We start from the raw sequence: 15,797 nt of genomic DNA, 5'->3' as shown, positions 1-15,797 counted from the left end.
GGTCAAAATTCGGAGTCAGTTGTTAGACGACGCCGACAGGAATTTCGCGGGGACCGCTTACCATTTTCTGACGTCAATTCTGACCCTGTTCGACGACGTCAAGAGCGTGAACGATGAGCCGGCGAGTGAGATTTGCGACCGTTTTTCAGGGGCACGAATACCGCACATAGGTAGGCTTTATTTGCCGGGGGGTGTCGCTCATAAGCAGGGCCTAAGCCGGGGTCTGGTTGAACAGCCGCTCGTCAACGAGAGGCCTTGCTCGCGCAGTTAGCCGCCGGGCGCCCAGCGTCTGTCGCCGAAACGACGAGGTACAGCACATGCATGACGACGGGACGCAGTACTCCGAAACCGGTGACATCGCCACAGACGTCGGCCAACGGATCGCCATGGTTCGTCACTTCGCGGCCATCGGGCAACTGCCGTTCTTCCAGCAGATCGACGCTGTCACCCCACCGACGGTAAGCGTCGCAGGTCGGGAGTGCGTGCTGCTCGGTTCGAACTCCTACATCGGCCTGTCGAAGCATCCCAACGTCATCGCCGCATCGGTCAAGGCGACGGAAGACTTCGGAGCCGGCACTACGGGTAGTCGTCTACTCAACGGCACTTACAGCTTGCATGTAGCGCTCGAACAGCAGATTGCGAAATGGCTTGGCTGCGAGGGGGCTGTCGTGTTCACCACGGGTTATCAGACCAACGTCGGCACCATCCAGGGACTCCTCGGTCCGGACTGCCTCGCCGTCGTGGACTCCTATGTACACGCTTCGATTCGTGACGGGGTGCGTCTAAGTCAAGCTGTCGAAACCAAATTCGCCCACAATGACGCCGCGGCCCTGGCTGCGGCGCTGCGCAGCCACGCTGGGACGCAGTTCCGGCGGATCTTGGTTCTCGTCGACTCGCTGTACTCGATGGAAGGTTCCACTGCCCCGCTCGAACAGATCGTCGCTGTCTGCAAAGACGCAGGCGCACTGCTGATGGTTGACGAAGCGCACGGTATCGGGGTGTTCGGGCCCACCGGGGCTGGTCTGACGGAACGGAACGGGGTCGCACAGGAGATCGACATCCTGATGGGCTCGCTGTCAAAAGCCATTGGCGGGTTGGGCGGATTCGTCGCTGCTTCGCAGGACATCATCGACGAGATCCGGCTCAGCGCTCGGTCCTTTTGGTTCAGCACGTCCGGAACACCGGGGTCGGTGGCGGCCGCTGCCGCCGCGATCGAGGTCATCCAGGGTGATGAGGGACGAGAACGTCGGAGCCGTCTCGAGCGCAATGCCCGCCTCATCCGCAAGGCGCTCGAGCCCCTCGACGTCGCCCTTTACCGCCCAGACGAACTCAGTCCCGACTGGTCCCCGATCATTCCCATTCGTTTGTTCGACGAGCTGCGAACCGCGCTGAGCTGGCACAAACTCAGGGACGCGGGGATCTTCGTCACCCCGGCGATCTACCCGGCGGTGCCTTTGGGCAAGCCAATCCTGCGCGTTTGCATGACCTCCGAACTGAGCCAAGAAGAGGTCCTTTGGTGCGCTGATGTGCTCACCAAAGAACTCTCGTGGGCCCTGGCAGCTGCATGAGGCGAGGGCTCCGCCTCGCCATCACCGGTGCGACCGGCGATTTCGGACGGTCCGTGCTCAGCTGGGCCCTGCTGAGCGACGACGTCGCAGAAATCACCGTCCTCGGCCGCCGACGGACGGGCCGGCAACACCCGAAGCTGCGCGAAACGTTCCTCGACTTGAGCGGCCGGTTCGACCTCGAATCGGTCACCGACTACGACGCGCTGGTCCATCTGGCCTACTGCGTCGAGGAGCCCAGGGACAAACGGCGGGCTTTCCAGGTCAACGTGGTGGCGACACGGACGCTGCTCGATGAAGCGAGCCGGGTGGGTATCCGCCATCTCGTCCTCACGTCGAGCGCAAACGCTCTCGGCGTGGCATCCTGCGGTACAGGCAAACAGTTGGCCGAGGACAGCTATCCCGCCGGGGACCAGAATCCCGACAACTATTACTTTTATCACAAGGCTCTTCTGGAACACCTGGCAAATTGGCACTGGGCCAACGCCGCCGAGGGAGACATGAGTCTGGCCGTGGCGCGACCCTGTTACATAGTCGGCGAGCACTTTGACAACTCCGGTCTTCGCGCTTTTCTCGCGAAGTTCGTGCTCTACCCCGAGCCGGCGCGGTCCTATTACCAATTTCTATGGGACTCAGACCTAGTGGACGCCTACGCCACCATCCTCACGAAGGGGCTTACGGGCATCTACAACATTGCCCCAGCGGACCAAACGAGTGTCGAGGAGATCAGCTCGATTAACGGATCACGACTGATCTCTGGCCCACTGCGCCTCTTGGAAACCGGCGCAGATTTGCTTTTCCGCTTGCACCTTGCGCCGTTCTCGGGGCACTGGGTGACGCTCGGCGACCCGCTGCTCGACTCGAGACTGCTCCGATCCACGACGAACTGGCGACCTTCCACGAGTTCGGCTGAGGCTCTGCAGAGGTATATCGCCGTAGCTACGTAACCCGTGAGCTCCCAACCTCATTCATATCCAACCCGACAAAGGAAACTCTGATGGATCGCAGCCGACTCGAAGCGCGACTGTCCTACGTGGCAGCAGTCAGCCGTCACCTCCCCGAACTCGGCGGCAGGCTGGAGGCCCTTGGGCTCATGGCCGCCGAAGACCCGGCGACCGGCGTCGTCGAACTGTGGAAGGAGCATGACGGTCCTCGGCTCACCGCGCCGAAAGACCTCGGCGGTTTGGGGGCAACCTGTGTGGAAACAGTTGAGCTGCAACGCGGTATCGGTTACTTGAGCCCCTCGCTCGCCGCCGCGAGCACGATGCATTACCTTTCCGTCGCAGGCCTGGCCGACTTCGCCAAGACCACGGATGAGGCGACTGTGGGCCTCATCAAGTCGCTGATCGAAAACCGCACCGTCTTTGCGTCGGGTTTCTCGGAGGGCACCATTTCCGGCAGCGTCTTCCGTCCCACGATGGCTGCCACCCCGGCCGACGGCGGCTATACGGTCACCGGGCGTAAGAAGCCGTGCAGCCTGGCGGCGAGTATGGACTGCGTCATGGCCAGCGTGCTCCTCGATGACACCAAACAGCGCGCAATCATGCTCATTTGGAACGGCAGCCCCGGACTCAGTGTGACCCCGCTCTGGACCAGCTCACCGCTGTCCGCGGCGCAAACCAATGAGGTGATCTTTCAAGACGTCTTCGTGCCGAACGAGTTGATGATGGTCAGTGATGTGGAGGATCCAGACGGCCGCAACGAGAAGTCGGGCTACGTGCTGTTCGGCTTGATCATCACGGCCGGCTACATCGGAGCTGCTACCCGGCTCGCGCTCAAACTCGCGGATCGTTCCGGCTTCAACGAGGCCGATTTCGTCGAGCTGTTCTCCCCGGTCGAAGGAGTATGGCGGGCGCTCCGGATGATCGCCGAGCGTTACGACGCCGGCGACCGGAGCGACGCCCTCTTCGCGGACCTGTTGTGGATCCGGCTCGGTCTGCGCGACCAGCTCCAGGCAAGCGTGGCCCGAATCGTCTCGCGGGTGGGTGGCGTCGCCTTTGCCACCGATCCCGAGATCGCCTACCTGTCCTCGTGCATCTCGGCCTATTCGTTCCACCCGCCGACGGTGCGCGAGTCCGGCACTTTCCTATTCGACCACGAACTGCGTGGCGAGATCACTCTCACCGCCGAGTAAAACAGCCGTCTCAACCCTCGAGCCCGAGCTTCGCGTGGAGCTTGGCGAGCGGGCGCGGAGCCCACCAGTTCCACCTGCCTGCAAGCTTCATCACTGCCGGCACCAACACCATCCGCACGAGCGTCGCGTCCACTACGACGGCGAGCGCGAGGCCGACGCCGATCATCCTCATGAACGCGACCTGGCCGCTGCTGAGCGCCGCGAAGACGATCACCATCAACAGCGCGGCCGCAGTGATGACCCGACCGGCGCCCGCGATGCCGAGCGCCACCGCCTCGGCGTTGTCCTCGCTGCGCTGGGGTGACGCCAGCCAGTGTTCTCGGATCCGGGACAAGAGGAAAACCTCGTAGTCCATGGACAGGCCGAATGCGGTCGCGAACAGAAACACCAGAACATCCGCGACCAGGGTGCCGGTCGCCGTGGTGCCGAGTCCGCCCAGGTGCCCTTCCTGAAACACCCAGACCAGCGCACCGAGCGTGGCCGACAGCGACAACGTGTTGAGGAACAGCGCCTTCACCGGAAGCAGCAAGCTGCCGGTGAGCAGGAAGATCAGGATTAACGTGGTCGTGGCGACGAGAAGGAGCACGACGGGCAGCAGGCGAACGATCTCGTCGACCGAGTCCTGGTTGAGCTCGTTGGCGCCGGTGAACAGGGCCTCGGCGCCGTGCGGCACGGGAACCGCGCGCAGTCGATCGAGCTCCTCCCGGGACTTCGAATCGGACGACGGGTCTTCGATCGCCACAGAGAGCCACAGGCTCCCGTCCTTCGCCGCAGTCGGCAACAGCGGAGGACCGACTGCGCGGCCGTCGACGTACGAACCACCCGGGGCCGAAACCGCCACCGTCCCCGGAACGTTCGAGAGCGCGGCGGCGTAATCGGCTACGTCGTCGTCGCTCAGACTGTTCGCATCCGGAATCACGATCGACGTCGCCATCGCCGTGTTGCCGGGGAACTCCGTACGGAGAGTGTCGCCCACCTGTCGTGACTCGGCGCTCGTGGGCAGCACGCGATCATCCGGGAGGCCGAAGCGCGCGCTGAGGAACGGAGCCCCGAGTATCAGCAGCAGGGCCACGACCGCCATCGCGCACGGAATCGCATGGCGCATCGCGAAGGAGGCCGTGGAGTACAGGAAACTCCGCCTGATGTCCGGGTCCCTGGGTGCTCGGCGGAGCAAGGTACGGAAGTTGAGCGATTCGATTCGGTCGCCGAGGAGCTTGATCACCGCCGGGGCTACGACGATGGCGTAGAGACCGGCCAGGGCCACCACCCCGCAACCCGCATACGCCATCGAACGCAGGAAGTACATCGGGAACACCGCGAGTGCACCCACCGCGAGGAACACCGTGCACGCCGAGAAGAGAATCGTGCGCCCTGCCTTGGCCACTGCCCGTCGCAGGGCCTCGTCTCGATCTCCGATGAGCAGGTACTCCTCGCGGTACCTGCTGACGAGCAGCAATGTGTAGTCGATCGCGAGAGCCAAGCCCATGGCGGTGGTGAGGTCGAGCGCGAAGATGGATACATCGGCGAAAAGGGTTATTCCGCGCAGCATTCCGAGCGTCCCTGCGATGGCCATGATCCCGACCAGCAGCGGTAGCAGGGCGGCGAACAGCCCACCGAACACCCAGATGAGGACGATGAGCGTCAACGGCAGGGCGATGAGTTCGGCAACCAGCAGGTCCTTCTCGGACTGCTCGTTGATCTCGGAGGTGACCATCGCCGTGCCCCCGGCCAGCACGGTCAGGCCGTCGCGCTCACCACTGACCTGGTCGGCTACCGCCTTTCCGTACTTCGGCGCGTTGTTCTCTCCGCCCGTGATCTGCGCGATGACGACCGCGGTTTTGCCGTCCTGGCTGATCAAGCCCGCACTCCGCGCCGAGTCGTCCCACGGCGACACCACTCCGCTGACGTGGGGGGCGCTCTTTATGTCCTCGACGAGTCTGCGGCCGGCCCGTGCCGCTGCCGGATCGAGTACGTCACCAGAACTCCGGACTACGAACGTGACGTCCATGTCGCCTTGGCCGAACTTCTCGGTGAGGACTTCCATTCCCCGTGCCGACTTCGAGTTCGGGTCCTGAAAGCCCGCAGCGCCGAGGTGTTCGGCAACGCCTCCCCCGAACACCGCCGCCGCGATGGTCAACAGCGCGACCGTAAGGAGCACTCGCTTGGGGGCTGCGATGACTACGCGGGAGATCATTGTCAGCACACCGCGCATGGTATCGGGCCGGCCGCAGGCAAATCGCCGTTCTTCACCGCCCTCCGCCTGTCGCCGCCGCGCCTCCGAAGCATCGGAATCAGTTCTGCGGGGGCTGACTTCGCCGCAAGCCTCTTGCGCGGCAGTCCACCAGGATCGCACCGACGCGGAGGCATTGGTGATCTCCTGCGGTTCGGTGGCCGGGTCGACAACCGATATCGACGCCTAAGAGCGCGGTTTAAGCAGTTGCTTGCAGGCGGTCGAGCATCTCGACAGCGAGGTCGCGCACTTTGATGTTTCGTCGCTGAGATTCTTCGACCAGTCTGGCGAACGCCTCACCGGGGTCGCAGCCGTGCAGCGCGATCAAAGCTCCTTTAGCCATGTCGATGTCTGAACGGGAGAGGAGCGCCTTCTCAAGCTGGGTGACAGTCTCCCGGGAGTCCTGCCACCGGCCGGCGTTGCTGATCGCTTGACCGGCAGCCGCGGTGTAGAGGCGCATGAGTTGTGCGTCGAACGGGTCGAACGCGGATGCGGTCTTGCTGTAGATGTTGAGCGACCCCAGAAGTTCCTGCTTCTCATCCAGGGTGCCGACGAGCAGCGGCACCGACAAACTCGCTCGGATGCCCATGCGCCGCGCGGCTTCAACGAACTCCGGCCACCGTTGGAGGTCTTCGCCGATTGCAGCGCGCACCGGCGTGCGTCGCCACGTGGCTTCCAGACACGGCCCACGGCCTGACGCGTACTGATGGTGATCGAGTTCCAGCGCACACTCGTGTGTGGAGGCCGCAGTACGAGTATCTGGCCACGACAGCGCAGTGATACTCACGGCGTCCGCATTCGGGATGGCGGCAAGTGCCGTCTTTGCGACCCGTGCGGCGATGTCGTCTAACGGCTCCTCGGCGGCGAAGAGGTCTCGAAGTTCCTCGATCGCCTCGGCGGTAGATATCAGCCTGGCCAAGGGGGCCAACAGGTCGGTACTCATGGGTCTTGCCCTTCAGAGCATGCGATAACCGCTGCTACGGGCACACTGAGTTCACTGTATCCCAGAACCTGGGTTGGCATCGGCGAATGCCCTTGACTGTCAAGGCCAACCAAAGTTGGCCCCGCCACCTAGGGGGGCCAACTGAGTGTGCTGTCGAGCATGATTTGCCGATGGCCGCGTTGATGTGAGAAGTGTTCGGGCAGTTGCAGACCGGGTTCGTCGCTCTGGCGAGGTAGTCTGCAAATCCCTCCGCCACGCCATCACCGCCCGCCGACCAGCCGCGTATCTTGCCATTGCCACCCGGGACGCTGCAGTCGAATAAAACTTCGTGTCGAACGGCCACGGGCGGGACGTTTCTGCAGCGTATGCTCGATTCACCATGATCGAGTGGTTGCTTCTGCTAATACTTGTGCCTGCAGTCGTCCTGCCGGTCGTGTTGCTGTTGGGTTTCGCCGGCTGTGGTTTCGAGGCGCAAAGCAGCTATTCGCCGCTCGTCATCACCAGCGCCACCGCCACGGGCCCCTACACCGTCAAATTGGCGTGGACTGGCGGCTACTCAGCGCAGATCGAGTTTCAGCGTGACAAGAAGCCGAAAGCGGGCCAATCGGCTGAGCTCCCACATCTTTTTGTCGTCGACAGGCTGCCGCAGAACACCATCGACGGCGGGCCGAGTGCGGACTCGGTCTACGAGTATCAAGTTCGCGAGATCTACGGTGACGGTCAACGAGGCCCTTGGTCGCCGATCGTCCCAGTCGAAACCCCCGCCGTCGTCGTCGTCGCGCCTTCCGTGACCTTCGATACCGTCAGCGGCGGCCATACCGACTCCGGTATCGGTAACGCCAGCACAACCTGGTCTCACACCGCGTCGGGCAACGCAGCGGCTGTTGTCGTGGGAGTGCGGTGGTCCCAGACTGGCGGTATTGGAACGCCAACCCGCACAGTCACTTACGGTGCAGGTGCGATGCAATCGCTCGGCGCCCGTGGGCTAAACGACGAAGCGGTAAACGCGATCAGCGGCGTATACGAAGAATTCTTCGGCTTTCGTAATCCGCCAACAGGCGCGCAGACGGTATCGGTCACCGTGGATCGAACTGCATCGAACCTGAGTTTCGAGGCATGCTCCGTCTCCTACGCCCAGGTGTCCGCTTTCGTACCCGCGCCTCCGGTGTTCGGCACAGAGGCGGGTACCACGATGACGCAGCCGGTCAACTCAGCCATGAAAGAAATGGTCGTGCAGATGTTCGCCACGGCATCGGGACCGATCACCGCCTACAACCAGACGCTCCGATTCACCAGCACCAACGGCATGTTGATCGGCGATGCGCCTGGAGCCGCGGCCATCTCCTTCACCGCCACCCGGGCCAGCGGTGTCGACTACGCCGGTCTGGCTGTCCGACTAACACCCGTCACGTAGCCCTAGAGGAAGTCGGAGAGCCATGTCCAATCCCCTCACCGGCGACTGCGAGGCGGTTGTGCAGATCGCCGTACGCCAACTCAACGGACTCTTGGGTGCGCTCCACCAGAATGCCGATCAGGACGCCGCGCTCAAGCTTCTGCACAGCACGAGTGCGCGCATCGGCGATCCTCCGCGCCGAGAGCCTGAAGTAGGTCCATTCGGCGAATGGGTGATCGCCCAGCAGCGCGCCGGCTCCGGCCTTGGGCTTGATGACCTTCGTGATCAGCTGATTGCCACCTCACCTCCCGGCACCGCGAAGCTGCTCTCCGAAGCGTTCGACGAATTCGACAACTGGGAGGTCGAGCTGCCTGACGATCCCGACGTCGTGCGCGGCCTCGTCAGGCTGCAGGTGTCAAACGTGACGATCTCCGTGCCGAACGGCTCATCGTCCGAGGTCACCATTCACGCGAGTATCAGGGCGCGGTACTACCCGGATCCGGGCACGACCGCACTGCCCGCATCGGTCCACGGCCAAGTGCACACCACCTTCGACGTCACCAATGTCCCTGGCTCGCAGGGAAGCCGGCTGTTCATCGAGCCGTCCGCGCAGGACACCAAGATTCAGTTCGTGGCCGCGCCGGGAAGCGGGTTGACGGCGGTCGACGAGAGCAGGATTGCCGTACAGGTGCGCAAGTTCATCCGCGGTCTCACCCTGCTTCCCGTCGACCTGCCAGACGACTTCGCGTTCACCTCCTTCAAAGGCATTGGCTCCGGCTCGAACCAGGTCATCGCGCTACCGTTCCAACTGTCAGGCGGAATGCCACCTCCCACCGGCCTTCAAGGCGTCACGCAATCGTTCATCGGCTCAAGTGGATTCGGTGTAGGAATCAGCAAATCGCACGTCACCAGCCTCATCGACCTCAACGCGATCCGGCAGTCGGTCGCAGCAGTGCATCCCAGCTTCACCATCGATTACGGGCTGGGCTCGGCCACAGTGAAGTACGACCTGAGCTTCGGCAACGGGGGCCCGTTCCTGACGTTGACCAATGGCGGGATACAGATCTCGGGGCGCGTCGACGCGAGAACCTCCACTTCGTGGGCGCCAAACGGGTGGGTCCAGTTCACACAGCTGATCACGCTCGACGTGGACCCGCAGACCCAGGCGATCAGCGTCAGGCGTGCAGGCGACCCCGATGTGGACGAGTCGTGGTTCATCCCCCACGATCGGGCGGTCAACATCGTCAGGCGCGAGGTGGACGAGGCGCTCGTCAGAAACGGCACCGCTATCAGACGGGTGTTCCAGGACGCACGGAGCGACCTTCGAAATGGATTGCGGGAGTTCGACCCCGGCGCGATTGTGTCATTCACGAGCATCCAGATCACCGGCAACGGCGTCATCGTGCGGGGTGAGATAGGCAGCCTTTCTCCGCGTCGTCCACCGGTGATCGAGGTCGCCGAAACCCATGGGGGCGCCGCTTTCACTGCCTTCAAGAGCTGGATCCCAGCCGGGCGAATTGATCGGTTCGTCTGGACGTGGGTGGAGTACCCCGACACCGGCAGCATTCTGCAGGGCGTCGAAAAGACGTCGGTACAGGAGCACGACTTCATTCTTCCCAAGCCGGCGGGAGTAAAGAATGTCGGTCGGATTTGCCTCCGACTCGAAGGCACCCTGATCGGGTCGGCAGGGCAGGAGTTAGGAGTTGCGGGGGGTACGACTTGCCGGGTGCAAGAGCCGGAAGTCGCGATTGACATTCCGTCGTGGTGGGGTCCGCTGACTATTCCGTTCTTCACCCCGGGGCTCGTTGAAAGCGGCACCTTGCGCCAGGCCATCGCCGGCCATGTTGGCGTGCAAAGCCCCCCGGGAAGCAGCTTGGGACATCGAAATGCGTTGGTGTACTTCGCAGGTGGCCGCGCTAGGTCTCTTGGTCCGCTGATGGAGGCGTTGAGTCGGACGAAGCGCGCGTCGTCGGTAGCGACCGTCGTCGTCTTGCCCGCCGGTGCCTTCGACGCGTCTCGCCGCGAGGTCGAAGATGGGCTCGGGTTGTCTGGCGAGAGCTCCGGCCCGCTACAACTCACCGAGGACGACGAAGGCGGCTGGACACGTACCTTCGGGGTCACCACTACGCCGTCGATGTATCTGCTCAATGCCAGGCGCGAGTTCGTATGGAAGCACGAGGGTGAACCCGATCCCGCAACGGTCGCCGCTGCCTTGGACGAGTTGGCGGTTCCGACTGTCCCGTCGGGTTTCTCACCGATACGTCTGGCCGTCTCACCGGGCGAGGCCGCGCCTGATGCCGCGTTCACCGACGGTGGACGCGGATACGCGTTGCACCGGCTGCGCGGCGGAGATGTCCTGCTGAACTTCTGGCAGTCGTGGTCGGCGCCATGCATCGCGGAATTGCAGCGCCTGCAGCGGCTACACGATGAATGTCGTCCGTCGCCCTTCATCGTTGCGTTTCACGGTGGCGCCGATGCAAAGCAACTGGATGTGGTTCGCAAGCGTCTCGCTCTGTCGTATCCGGTTGTGCAGGATTCCCGGCAGCAGATAGGTCTGCGGTATGGCGTGCGGTGCTGGCCCACCACGATCAAGATCGGCGCTGACGGCCGTGTGGACCACATTCAATTGGGCACGGCGCACGAACACGAGGCTTCTGGAGTGGGTGCCGACTCGGCGGCGTCGGAGTGAACGGCTGGGCGGCACTGGCCCAGACCGCGACTGTGGTGCTGGCAGTCGATCAGGCGGTCAAACTTCTGGCTCGCCGCGCCGACGGCCTACGAGTTGTCGAGGGGCAGCTGTGGATAGGCCGGGGCGGCGTCAGTACCCCGCACATGCTGTGGCAATGGGTGATACCTGCTGTTGCGCTGATCATCGTCGCCGCGTGGATGCCGTCACTGAGTGTTTTCGTCGGTCTCATGCTCGGTGGCTCCGCAAGTAACGCCGTCGAGGGCTCGCTGCGCGGTTCCGTGACCGACTACATTCGTCCGCCTTTCTGGCCGGCTTTCAACATCGCCGACATCGCACTGACGGTCGGCGCGATCGGGATCGCGGTCGAACTGCTGAGGACAGTCCTTGAACTCTGACGGTGAGTCCAGCGCGCCCGCGCTCACCCCTTCGGTGCAGCTCGGCTTCCCCCGCTTCTTCGAGATCGCCGGGAATTCTGTCAACTCGTACAAAGTGTTTCTGGCCGTCGGCATCTGCGTCGGCACCGTGGTGACTGCTGTGATGGCAGATCTGTCCGGGCTGTCGCCACTGCGCGCCGGTTCGGCGGCGATGGCTTCCGCGCTCGCTGGGGTGATAGGAGCGCGGGTATATCACGTGCTGGTGCATGCTCAGGCCTACTTCACATCCGGCCCGCGACGTGCATTGTGGGACAGGGCTGCCGGCGGCTTGAGCGTCTTCGGTGCGCTGCTCACCTTCGTCCCGGTGTCATTCGCAGCAGCAGCGCTGTTCGGCATTCCGGCCGGCGCATTGTTCGATGACATGGGCGTCGGCGTGCTCGTCGGTGGCTTCTGTATTCGATTGGGCTGCGTATTCAACGGCTGCTGCGTGGGCCGCGAGACTGACGCCCCGTTCGGTGTCCTCCTGCACGACGCCAAGGGCGTCATGAGGCGGCGGATCCCGGTCCAGTTTCTTGAGATGGCATGGTGGCTGCTCGGATTGGCGGGCTATATCGGCCTGTGGCCAAAAGAGTTTCCGACAGGGAGCCTCGCCCTGGCCGTTCTAGCCTGGTACAGCGCCGGGCGGTTCGTTCTCGAGCCGTTACGCGAAGAACCTGACATCGTCTGTGGCCGCGTGCGCGTCAATCAGCTGGTGGCTGCGGTGTTGGTGGTGGGTGCCGCGGGTGGACTGATCGCCCTGTTGTCTACGTGACGGACGGCGGTGGCCAAGGCGGACAAGATGAGATCCGCGCAGCGCTCGCCGATCATGATCGAGGGAGCATTGGTATTCGCGCGGGCGGGCACGAGGCCGAGCTCGACGTGGTGAAACTCGTCAGCGAAGGGCTCGGCAACAAGGAACTTGCTGCGGCTGTTCGTTTCGCCGCGAACCGTGCAGGCCCACCTCACCCACGTCTACACGAAACTGGGCCTGACCTCGCGCGTGCAGCTCGCCCAGGAGGCGGCCAGGCACGGCTAAGGGGCCGCCTCGATCGGAACCGCGTTGTTCAGTACGCCGAGCGGAACCCGGTGCAGCGGTCGCGTCGGTTGGATGTTCTCCGCGGCAGTCACCGTCGTGGTCGTGCAACTGGTGGTGTTCGTCGCGGCGTCCTTGACGCAGCACCTGTAGCTCGTTCCGATTTTTCCGGTTCCGTTGTCGACGATCGTGGTCTCGGAATAGGTGCCGCCCTTGCCTTCGCAATCGGACTTCGGGCTTGCGTTCGCCGCGGGCGCGCCGACGATCAGCAAGGCGCCGAATCCGATGGCCGCTGCGGTGACGACGGTGGGTGCGAATTTGGTCATGACGCAATGGTGATGGCTGCGTGGCGATCTGGTAATTGCGCCGACGCCAGAATCCGCTCTAGGACGAAGAGAGTTTCCTATCCGCGGGGTAAGCGTTCAGCCGCTGCTGCGGGCAGGTGTTGCCTCATTTCGACGCTAGGGCAGCACCGTCTTCATCAACATCACGTTGTAGTCCGACCACAGCGAGAGGTTGTAGTAGATCTCTTTGCCCGTTGACCACGGGTGCAGATATGGCGCATAGATGCCGCCGGGGAAGTCACTCGACGCGACCAGCAATTGCTCCGGTCCCCATGGACCTTGCGGCGCGGGCGCCGTCCTTGCCACCACGTCGTTGTTTCCGTTGCAGTACAGCGCGAGGAACTGCTTCATATGCGTGTTGTACTGCACCGACATCTCGCCGACCGGGCCGGGAATGACCGGTTGCGCGGCGCCCGGGTTTTGCGGCACCCAGTTGCCGCCGTCCCAATACTCGTATCGGCTCAATTCCGGCACCGCGTTCTGCGGCACGCGCGAGACGAACGCGGAGCCGCTACGCCCGGACGGCGTCCCGTACGAGTAGAGGTATCCGTCGCTGCCTTTGAGGAACGCGCCAACCTGGAACTTCTCGCCCCCGGGGACATAAGGCACTCGCGGCGTCGCGTCACCGGATGCAGGCCGAACGCTCTGCGGGTAGACGCCCCAGTGCTCGCCGTTGTCGGGCGAGACCGCGATCGCCGAGAAGTTCGTCGACCACTGGCCGGGGCTGTCCCAGCTCCTGATCGACATGAAGCTCATGTACTGCGTCTTCCCGATCGCGATGCCGGATGTCGGGATGATGCCCGTCTCCGAACGCGCGAACTTGATGCTGTTGACGACCTGCTTGGACAACGCGGGCGCCCACAACGGGGATCCCGAATACTTGTTGTTGACAACACCGTTCGGGATCTCGACCGTCTGCGCCAGGGAGCGGTCGCTGGTACGGAACATCGTGTTGTACCGCCACTGCCGACCGCGCACGCTGCAGTACCCGATGGTGTCGCCGAAGGCCATCAGCACCTGATTGTTCGCGGGATCGCCGTTGTCCCACATGATTCCGAGGTCGGTGCCGGTGATCGCGAAGCGCTTGATGGTGTCGTTGGGGCTCTGTGGGCCGGTGACCCAGCCGACGAGCGCGCTGCCCGGCGGCGGACCGGGCGCCGGTGGGGGCGCCGGAGCCGGACCCGGCGCGGGAGCCGGTGGTGCCGGCGCCGCGATGGCCGCCGCGTTGGGAACAGGCGGAGGCGGCGCGGGCGGAACGACCCCGGCCTGCTGTTGCACCCGCCCGGACTGCGGCATGACCGAGCTGAGGATCGACCGCGATAGCCGGCCCAGGTTGGGCAGCGGTGCACTGTCGTTCGCCTTGCGGGGCCGGTGCCCGATCGGTGGCCCGCTGACGCCTGGCAACTCCGGGGTGGCCGCTGTGTTCGGCGCCGCAGGCGGCTGGGCTTCTGCGGCTGCGCCGGTGCACGGCTCCGCAACGGCAGGCGGCGCGACGACGACTCCGAAAACGAGGCCGACAGCGGCCGCCGACGCCACCGGTATCGATGCGATTCGAGCAAACGGCGACATGTCACACCTTTCAGGGAGCAGGACCGCGCAGTTGACGACCCGCACTAGCTGATGTGACGATAGTGAGCGATGGGGCTAATGAGACTATTGATGCGCTGATAGGTACCTATCCGTGACCGTGTCGCAACCCTTTTAGGCGCGATGCCACGCGCGGCGAATTGGTCAAAGCTTGCCGACGGCGAAAGCCGCTGCCTGGTCGGTCATTCCGTTCTGGTTGTAGAGGCTGTGGTTGCCGCCGTCGCCGTTGCCCGCGCAGATCGGGTCGTCGACGATACAGAGATCGATCGTCTTGGCCTTGTAGAGATCGCCGATCTCGACCGGCGGCGTTCCGATTGCCTCCATGAACTTCGGCCCCGGCTTGCCGAGCAGGACGACGGCGACGACGTGGTCGGCGACCTCGGGCGGCATCGGGTCGGGCACGTCTTCGGCGTCCGCTCCGCTCGGTACCGTCTCGGAGGTGACGAAGCCCGCGACGGCCGCCCCCTGTGAGAAGCCGCCGAGCACGATTTTGGTGTTCGGGCAGCTCGCCGCGGTCGCCTCGATCCGGTTGGCCGCATCCCTGATGCCCTGGACTGCGGTGGGAAAGTCCGTACTGGCCGGGTAATTGACCGAATAGATCGAGACCGACTTACCCGCCGCCTGCTTGCGCACGGCGTCGACGAACGACTGTCCGATCCCGCCGAGACCGGGCGGCTCGAACGTGCCGCGGGCGAACACCACCTCCGCGTCGGGACAGGGTTCCGCGGCTGCAAAGGGAATGGGTGTGGCGAGCAGCGTTCCGGTCGTCAATGCCGCGACACCAAGCAGACGCCTCAGATGGTGTGCGTTCACACTTCCACTTTTGCACAGGTTGCCGCCGGGTACGTAGGCGCCCGGATATACAACGGCGGCGCCCAGTTGGACGCCGCCGTGTCGTTGGAATGGACGTCAGTTACGGGCAGCTGACCTCGATCTCGAAGGGCTTGTTCAACGGCTGCATCGGATTCGCCATATCGACGCCTACCGCCGTGCCGGAGATCTTGTAGGTGTTGCCGTCCTTCTCCGCCTTCGCCTCGCCCTGACCCGCATTCTCCTGGAAGCCCAGCGTGACGCCGTTGACGTTGCCCAGGCCGACCGAATGCACCACCGGGCTGTCGCCCGTACCCACTACCGCACCGATACCGGTGGTGGCATCGCCGATCGCGATGTTGACGTTGTCGCCCATGGTGCTGCAGACGACTGTGCCCTGTACGGCCTGGTCCTTGCCATCGATCGTGACGGTGCTCTTGCCCTCCGCTGAGGCAGCCGAGGAGGTCTCTCCGCTCGTCTCGGACTTCTTCTCCGACGAACAGCCTGCTAGACCGGCGACGACAATCGCCGCGCCGCCTACGGCGACCACGAACCCACGCTTCACCACTGCTCTCCTTTTGTTGTCGCGAACCGTCAAGATCGGCGGCCCGTCTTCCAGAGAGTATGGGGGGCGCCCACCTGGGGTGTTGAGATTG

At 63.9% G+C, this 15,797-nt stretch carries 13 protein-coding genes and 1 pseudogene; 8 read left to right on the top strand and 6 right to left on the bottom strand.

Annotated features, from left to right (window positions below; genetic code table 11):
- Positions 1–386: 386 nt before the first annotated feature.
- From C6A82_RS25130 to C6A82_RS25120, 3 genes are read left to right on the top strand one after another with little or no spacing between them, the layout of a single operon-like run.
- Positions 387–1,568: an aminotransferase class I/II-fold pyridoxal phosphate-dependent enzyme gene (locus tag C6A82_RS25130; RefSeq protein ID WP_311101531.1), complete on the top strand. Its 1,182-nt coding sequence runs from the start codon at positions 387–389 to the stop codon at positions 1,566–1,568.
- Positions 1,565–2,512, top strand: coding sequence for an NAD-dependent epimerase/dehydratase family protein (locus C6A82_RS25125; RefSeq protein WP_105342136.1), 948 nt, complete (start codon positions 1,565–1,567; stop codon positions 2,510–2,512). The genes C6A82_RS25130 and C6A82_RS25125 overlap by 4 nt, the downstream gene beginning before the upstream one ends.
- Before the next feature lie 50 nt (positions 2,513–2,562).
- Positions 2,563–3,699, top strand: a complete 1,137-nt coding sequence (locus C6A82_RS25120; RefSeq protein WP_105342133.1) for an acyl-CoA dehydrogenase family protein — start codon at positions 2,563–2,565, stop codon at positions 3,697–3,699.
- A 10-nt stretch (positions 3,700–3,709) separates the two neighbouring features.
- Here the strand turns inward: C6A82_RS25120 and C6A82_RS25115 are convergent, their stop codons facing one another.
- Both C6A82_RS25115 and C6A82_RS25110 read right to left on the bottom strand, forming a co-directional pair.
- The gene (locus C6A82_RS25115; RefSeq protein ID WP_311101932.1) at positions 3,710–5,893 is read right to left on the bottom strand and encodes an MMPL family transporter; all 2,184 of its coding nucleotides are present in this window, start codon (positions 5,891–5,893) and stop codon (positions 3,710–3,712) included.
- Positions 5,894–6,128: 235 nt separating this feature from the next.
- Positions 6,129–6,872, bottom strand: coding sequence for a GAF and ANTAR domain-containing protein (locus tag C6A82_RS25110; RefSeq protein WP_311101530.1), 744 nt, complete (start codon positions 6,870–6,872; stop codon positions 6,129–6,131).
- A 379-nt stretch (positions 6,873–7,251) separates the two neighbouring features.
- On the opposite strand from C6A82_RS25110, the gene C6A82_RS25105 reads away from it, so the two are divergent.
- The 5 genes and pseudogenes from C6A82_RS25105 to C6A82_RS27030 form a co-directional block, all read left to right on the top strand.
- A complete protein-coding gene (locus C6A82_RS25105) occupies positions 7,252–8,286 on the top strand; it encodes a hypothetical protein (RefSeq protein ID WP_105342533.1) in 1,035 nt (344 codons plus the stop codon).
- A 22-nt stretch (positions 8,287–8,308) separates the two neighbouring features.
- Entirely contained in the window at positions 8,309–10,954 is a 2,646-nt protein-coding gene (locus tag C6A82_RS25100) for a TlpA family protein disulfide reductase (RefSeq protein WP_105342531.1), read from the top strand.
- The gene (locus C6A82_RS25095) at positions 10,951–11,349 is read left to right on the top strand and encodes a signal peptidase II (protein WP_158261596.1); all 399 of its coding nucleotides are present in this window, start codon (positions 10,951–10,953) and stop codon (positions 11,347–11,349) included. The genes C6A82_RS25100 and C6A82_RS25095 overlap by 4 nt, the downstream gene beginning before the upstream one ends.
- Positions 11,350–11,383: 34 nt before the next feature.
- Positions 11,384–12,139, top strand: coding sequence for a prolipoprotein diacylglyceryl transferase (locus tag C6A82_RS25090; RefSeq protein ID WP_158261595.1), 756 nt, complete (start codon positions 11,384–11,386; stop codon positions 12,137–12,139).
- Between the two features lie 98 nt (positions 12,140–12,237).
- Positions 12,238–12,403, top strand: a pseudogene (locus C6A82_RS27030) (response regulator transcription factor); the annotation flags it as partial.
- Here the strand turns inward: C6A82_RS27030 and C6A82_RS25085 are convergent.
- The 4 genes from C6A82_RS25085 to C6A82_RS25070 all read right to left on the bottom strand — a co-directional run bounded on the left by C6A82_RS25085 (position 12,400) and on the right by C6A82_RS25070 (position 15,706).
- Positions 12,400–12,726, bottom strand: coding sequence for a hypothetical protein (locus C6A82_RS25085; protein WP_105342526.1), 327 nt, complete (start codon positions 12,724–12,726; stop codon positions 12,400–12,402). The pseudogene C6A82_RS27030 and the gene C6A82_RS25085 overlap by 4 nt on opposite strands.
- A gap of 135 nt (positions 12,727–12,861) precedes the next feature.
- The gene (locus tag C6A82_RS25080) at positions 12,862–14,313 is read right to left on the bottom strand and encodes a DUF4185 domain-containing protein (RefSeq protein WP_105342524.1); all 1,452 of its coding nucleotides are present in this window, start codon (positions 14,311–14,313) and stop codon (positions 12,862–12,864) included.
- Between the two features lie 162 nt (positions 14,314–14,475).
- On the bottom strand, positions 14,476–15,144 hold the full coding sequence (locus C6A82_RS25075) for a cutinase family protein (protein WP_105342535.1): 669 nt from the start codon (positions 15,142–15,144) through the stop codon (positions 14,476–14,478).
- Positions 15,145–15,244: 100 nt separating this feature from the next.
- Positions 15,245–15,706, bottom strand: a complete 462-nt coding sequence (locus tag C6A82_RS25070) for a lipoprotein LpqH (RefSeq protein ID WP_105341432.1) — start codon at positions 15,704–15,706, stop codon at positions 15,245–15,247.
- Between the last annotated feature and the right edge of the window lie 91 nt (positions 15,707–15,797).

The sequence above is a fragment of the Mycobacterium sp. ITM-2016-00318 genome, assembly GCF_002968285.2.
Classification (GTDB): Bacteria; Actinomycetota; Actinomycetes; order Mycobacteriales; family Mycobacteriaceae; genus Mycobacterium.
Note: the sequence above shows the minus strand (reverse complement) of the source record. Positions and strands in the feature narration are given on the sequence as shown.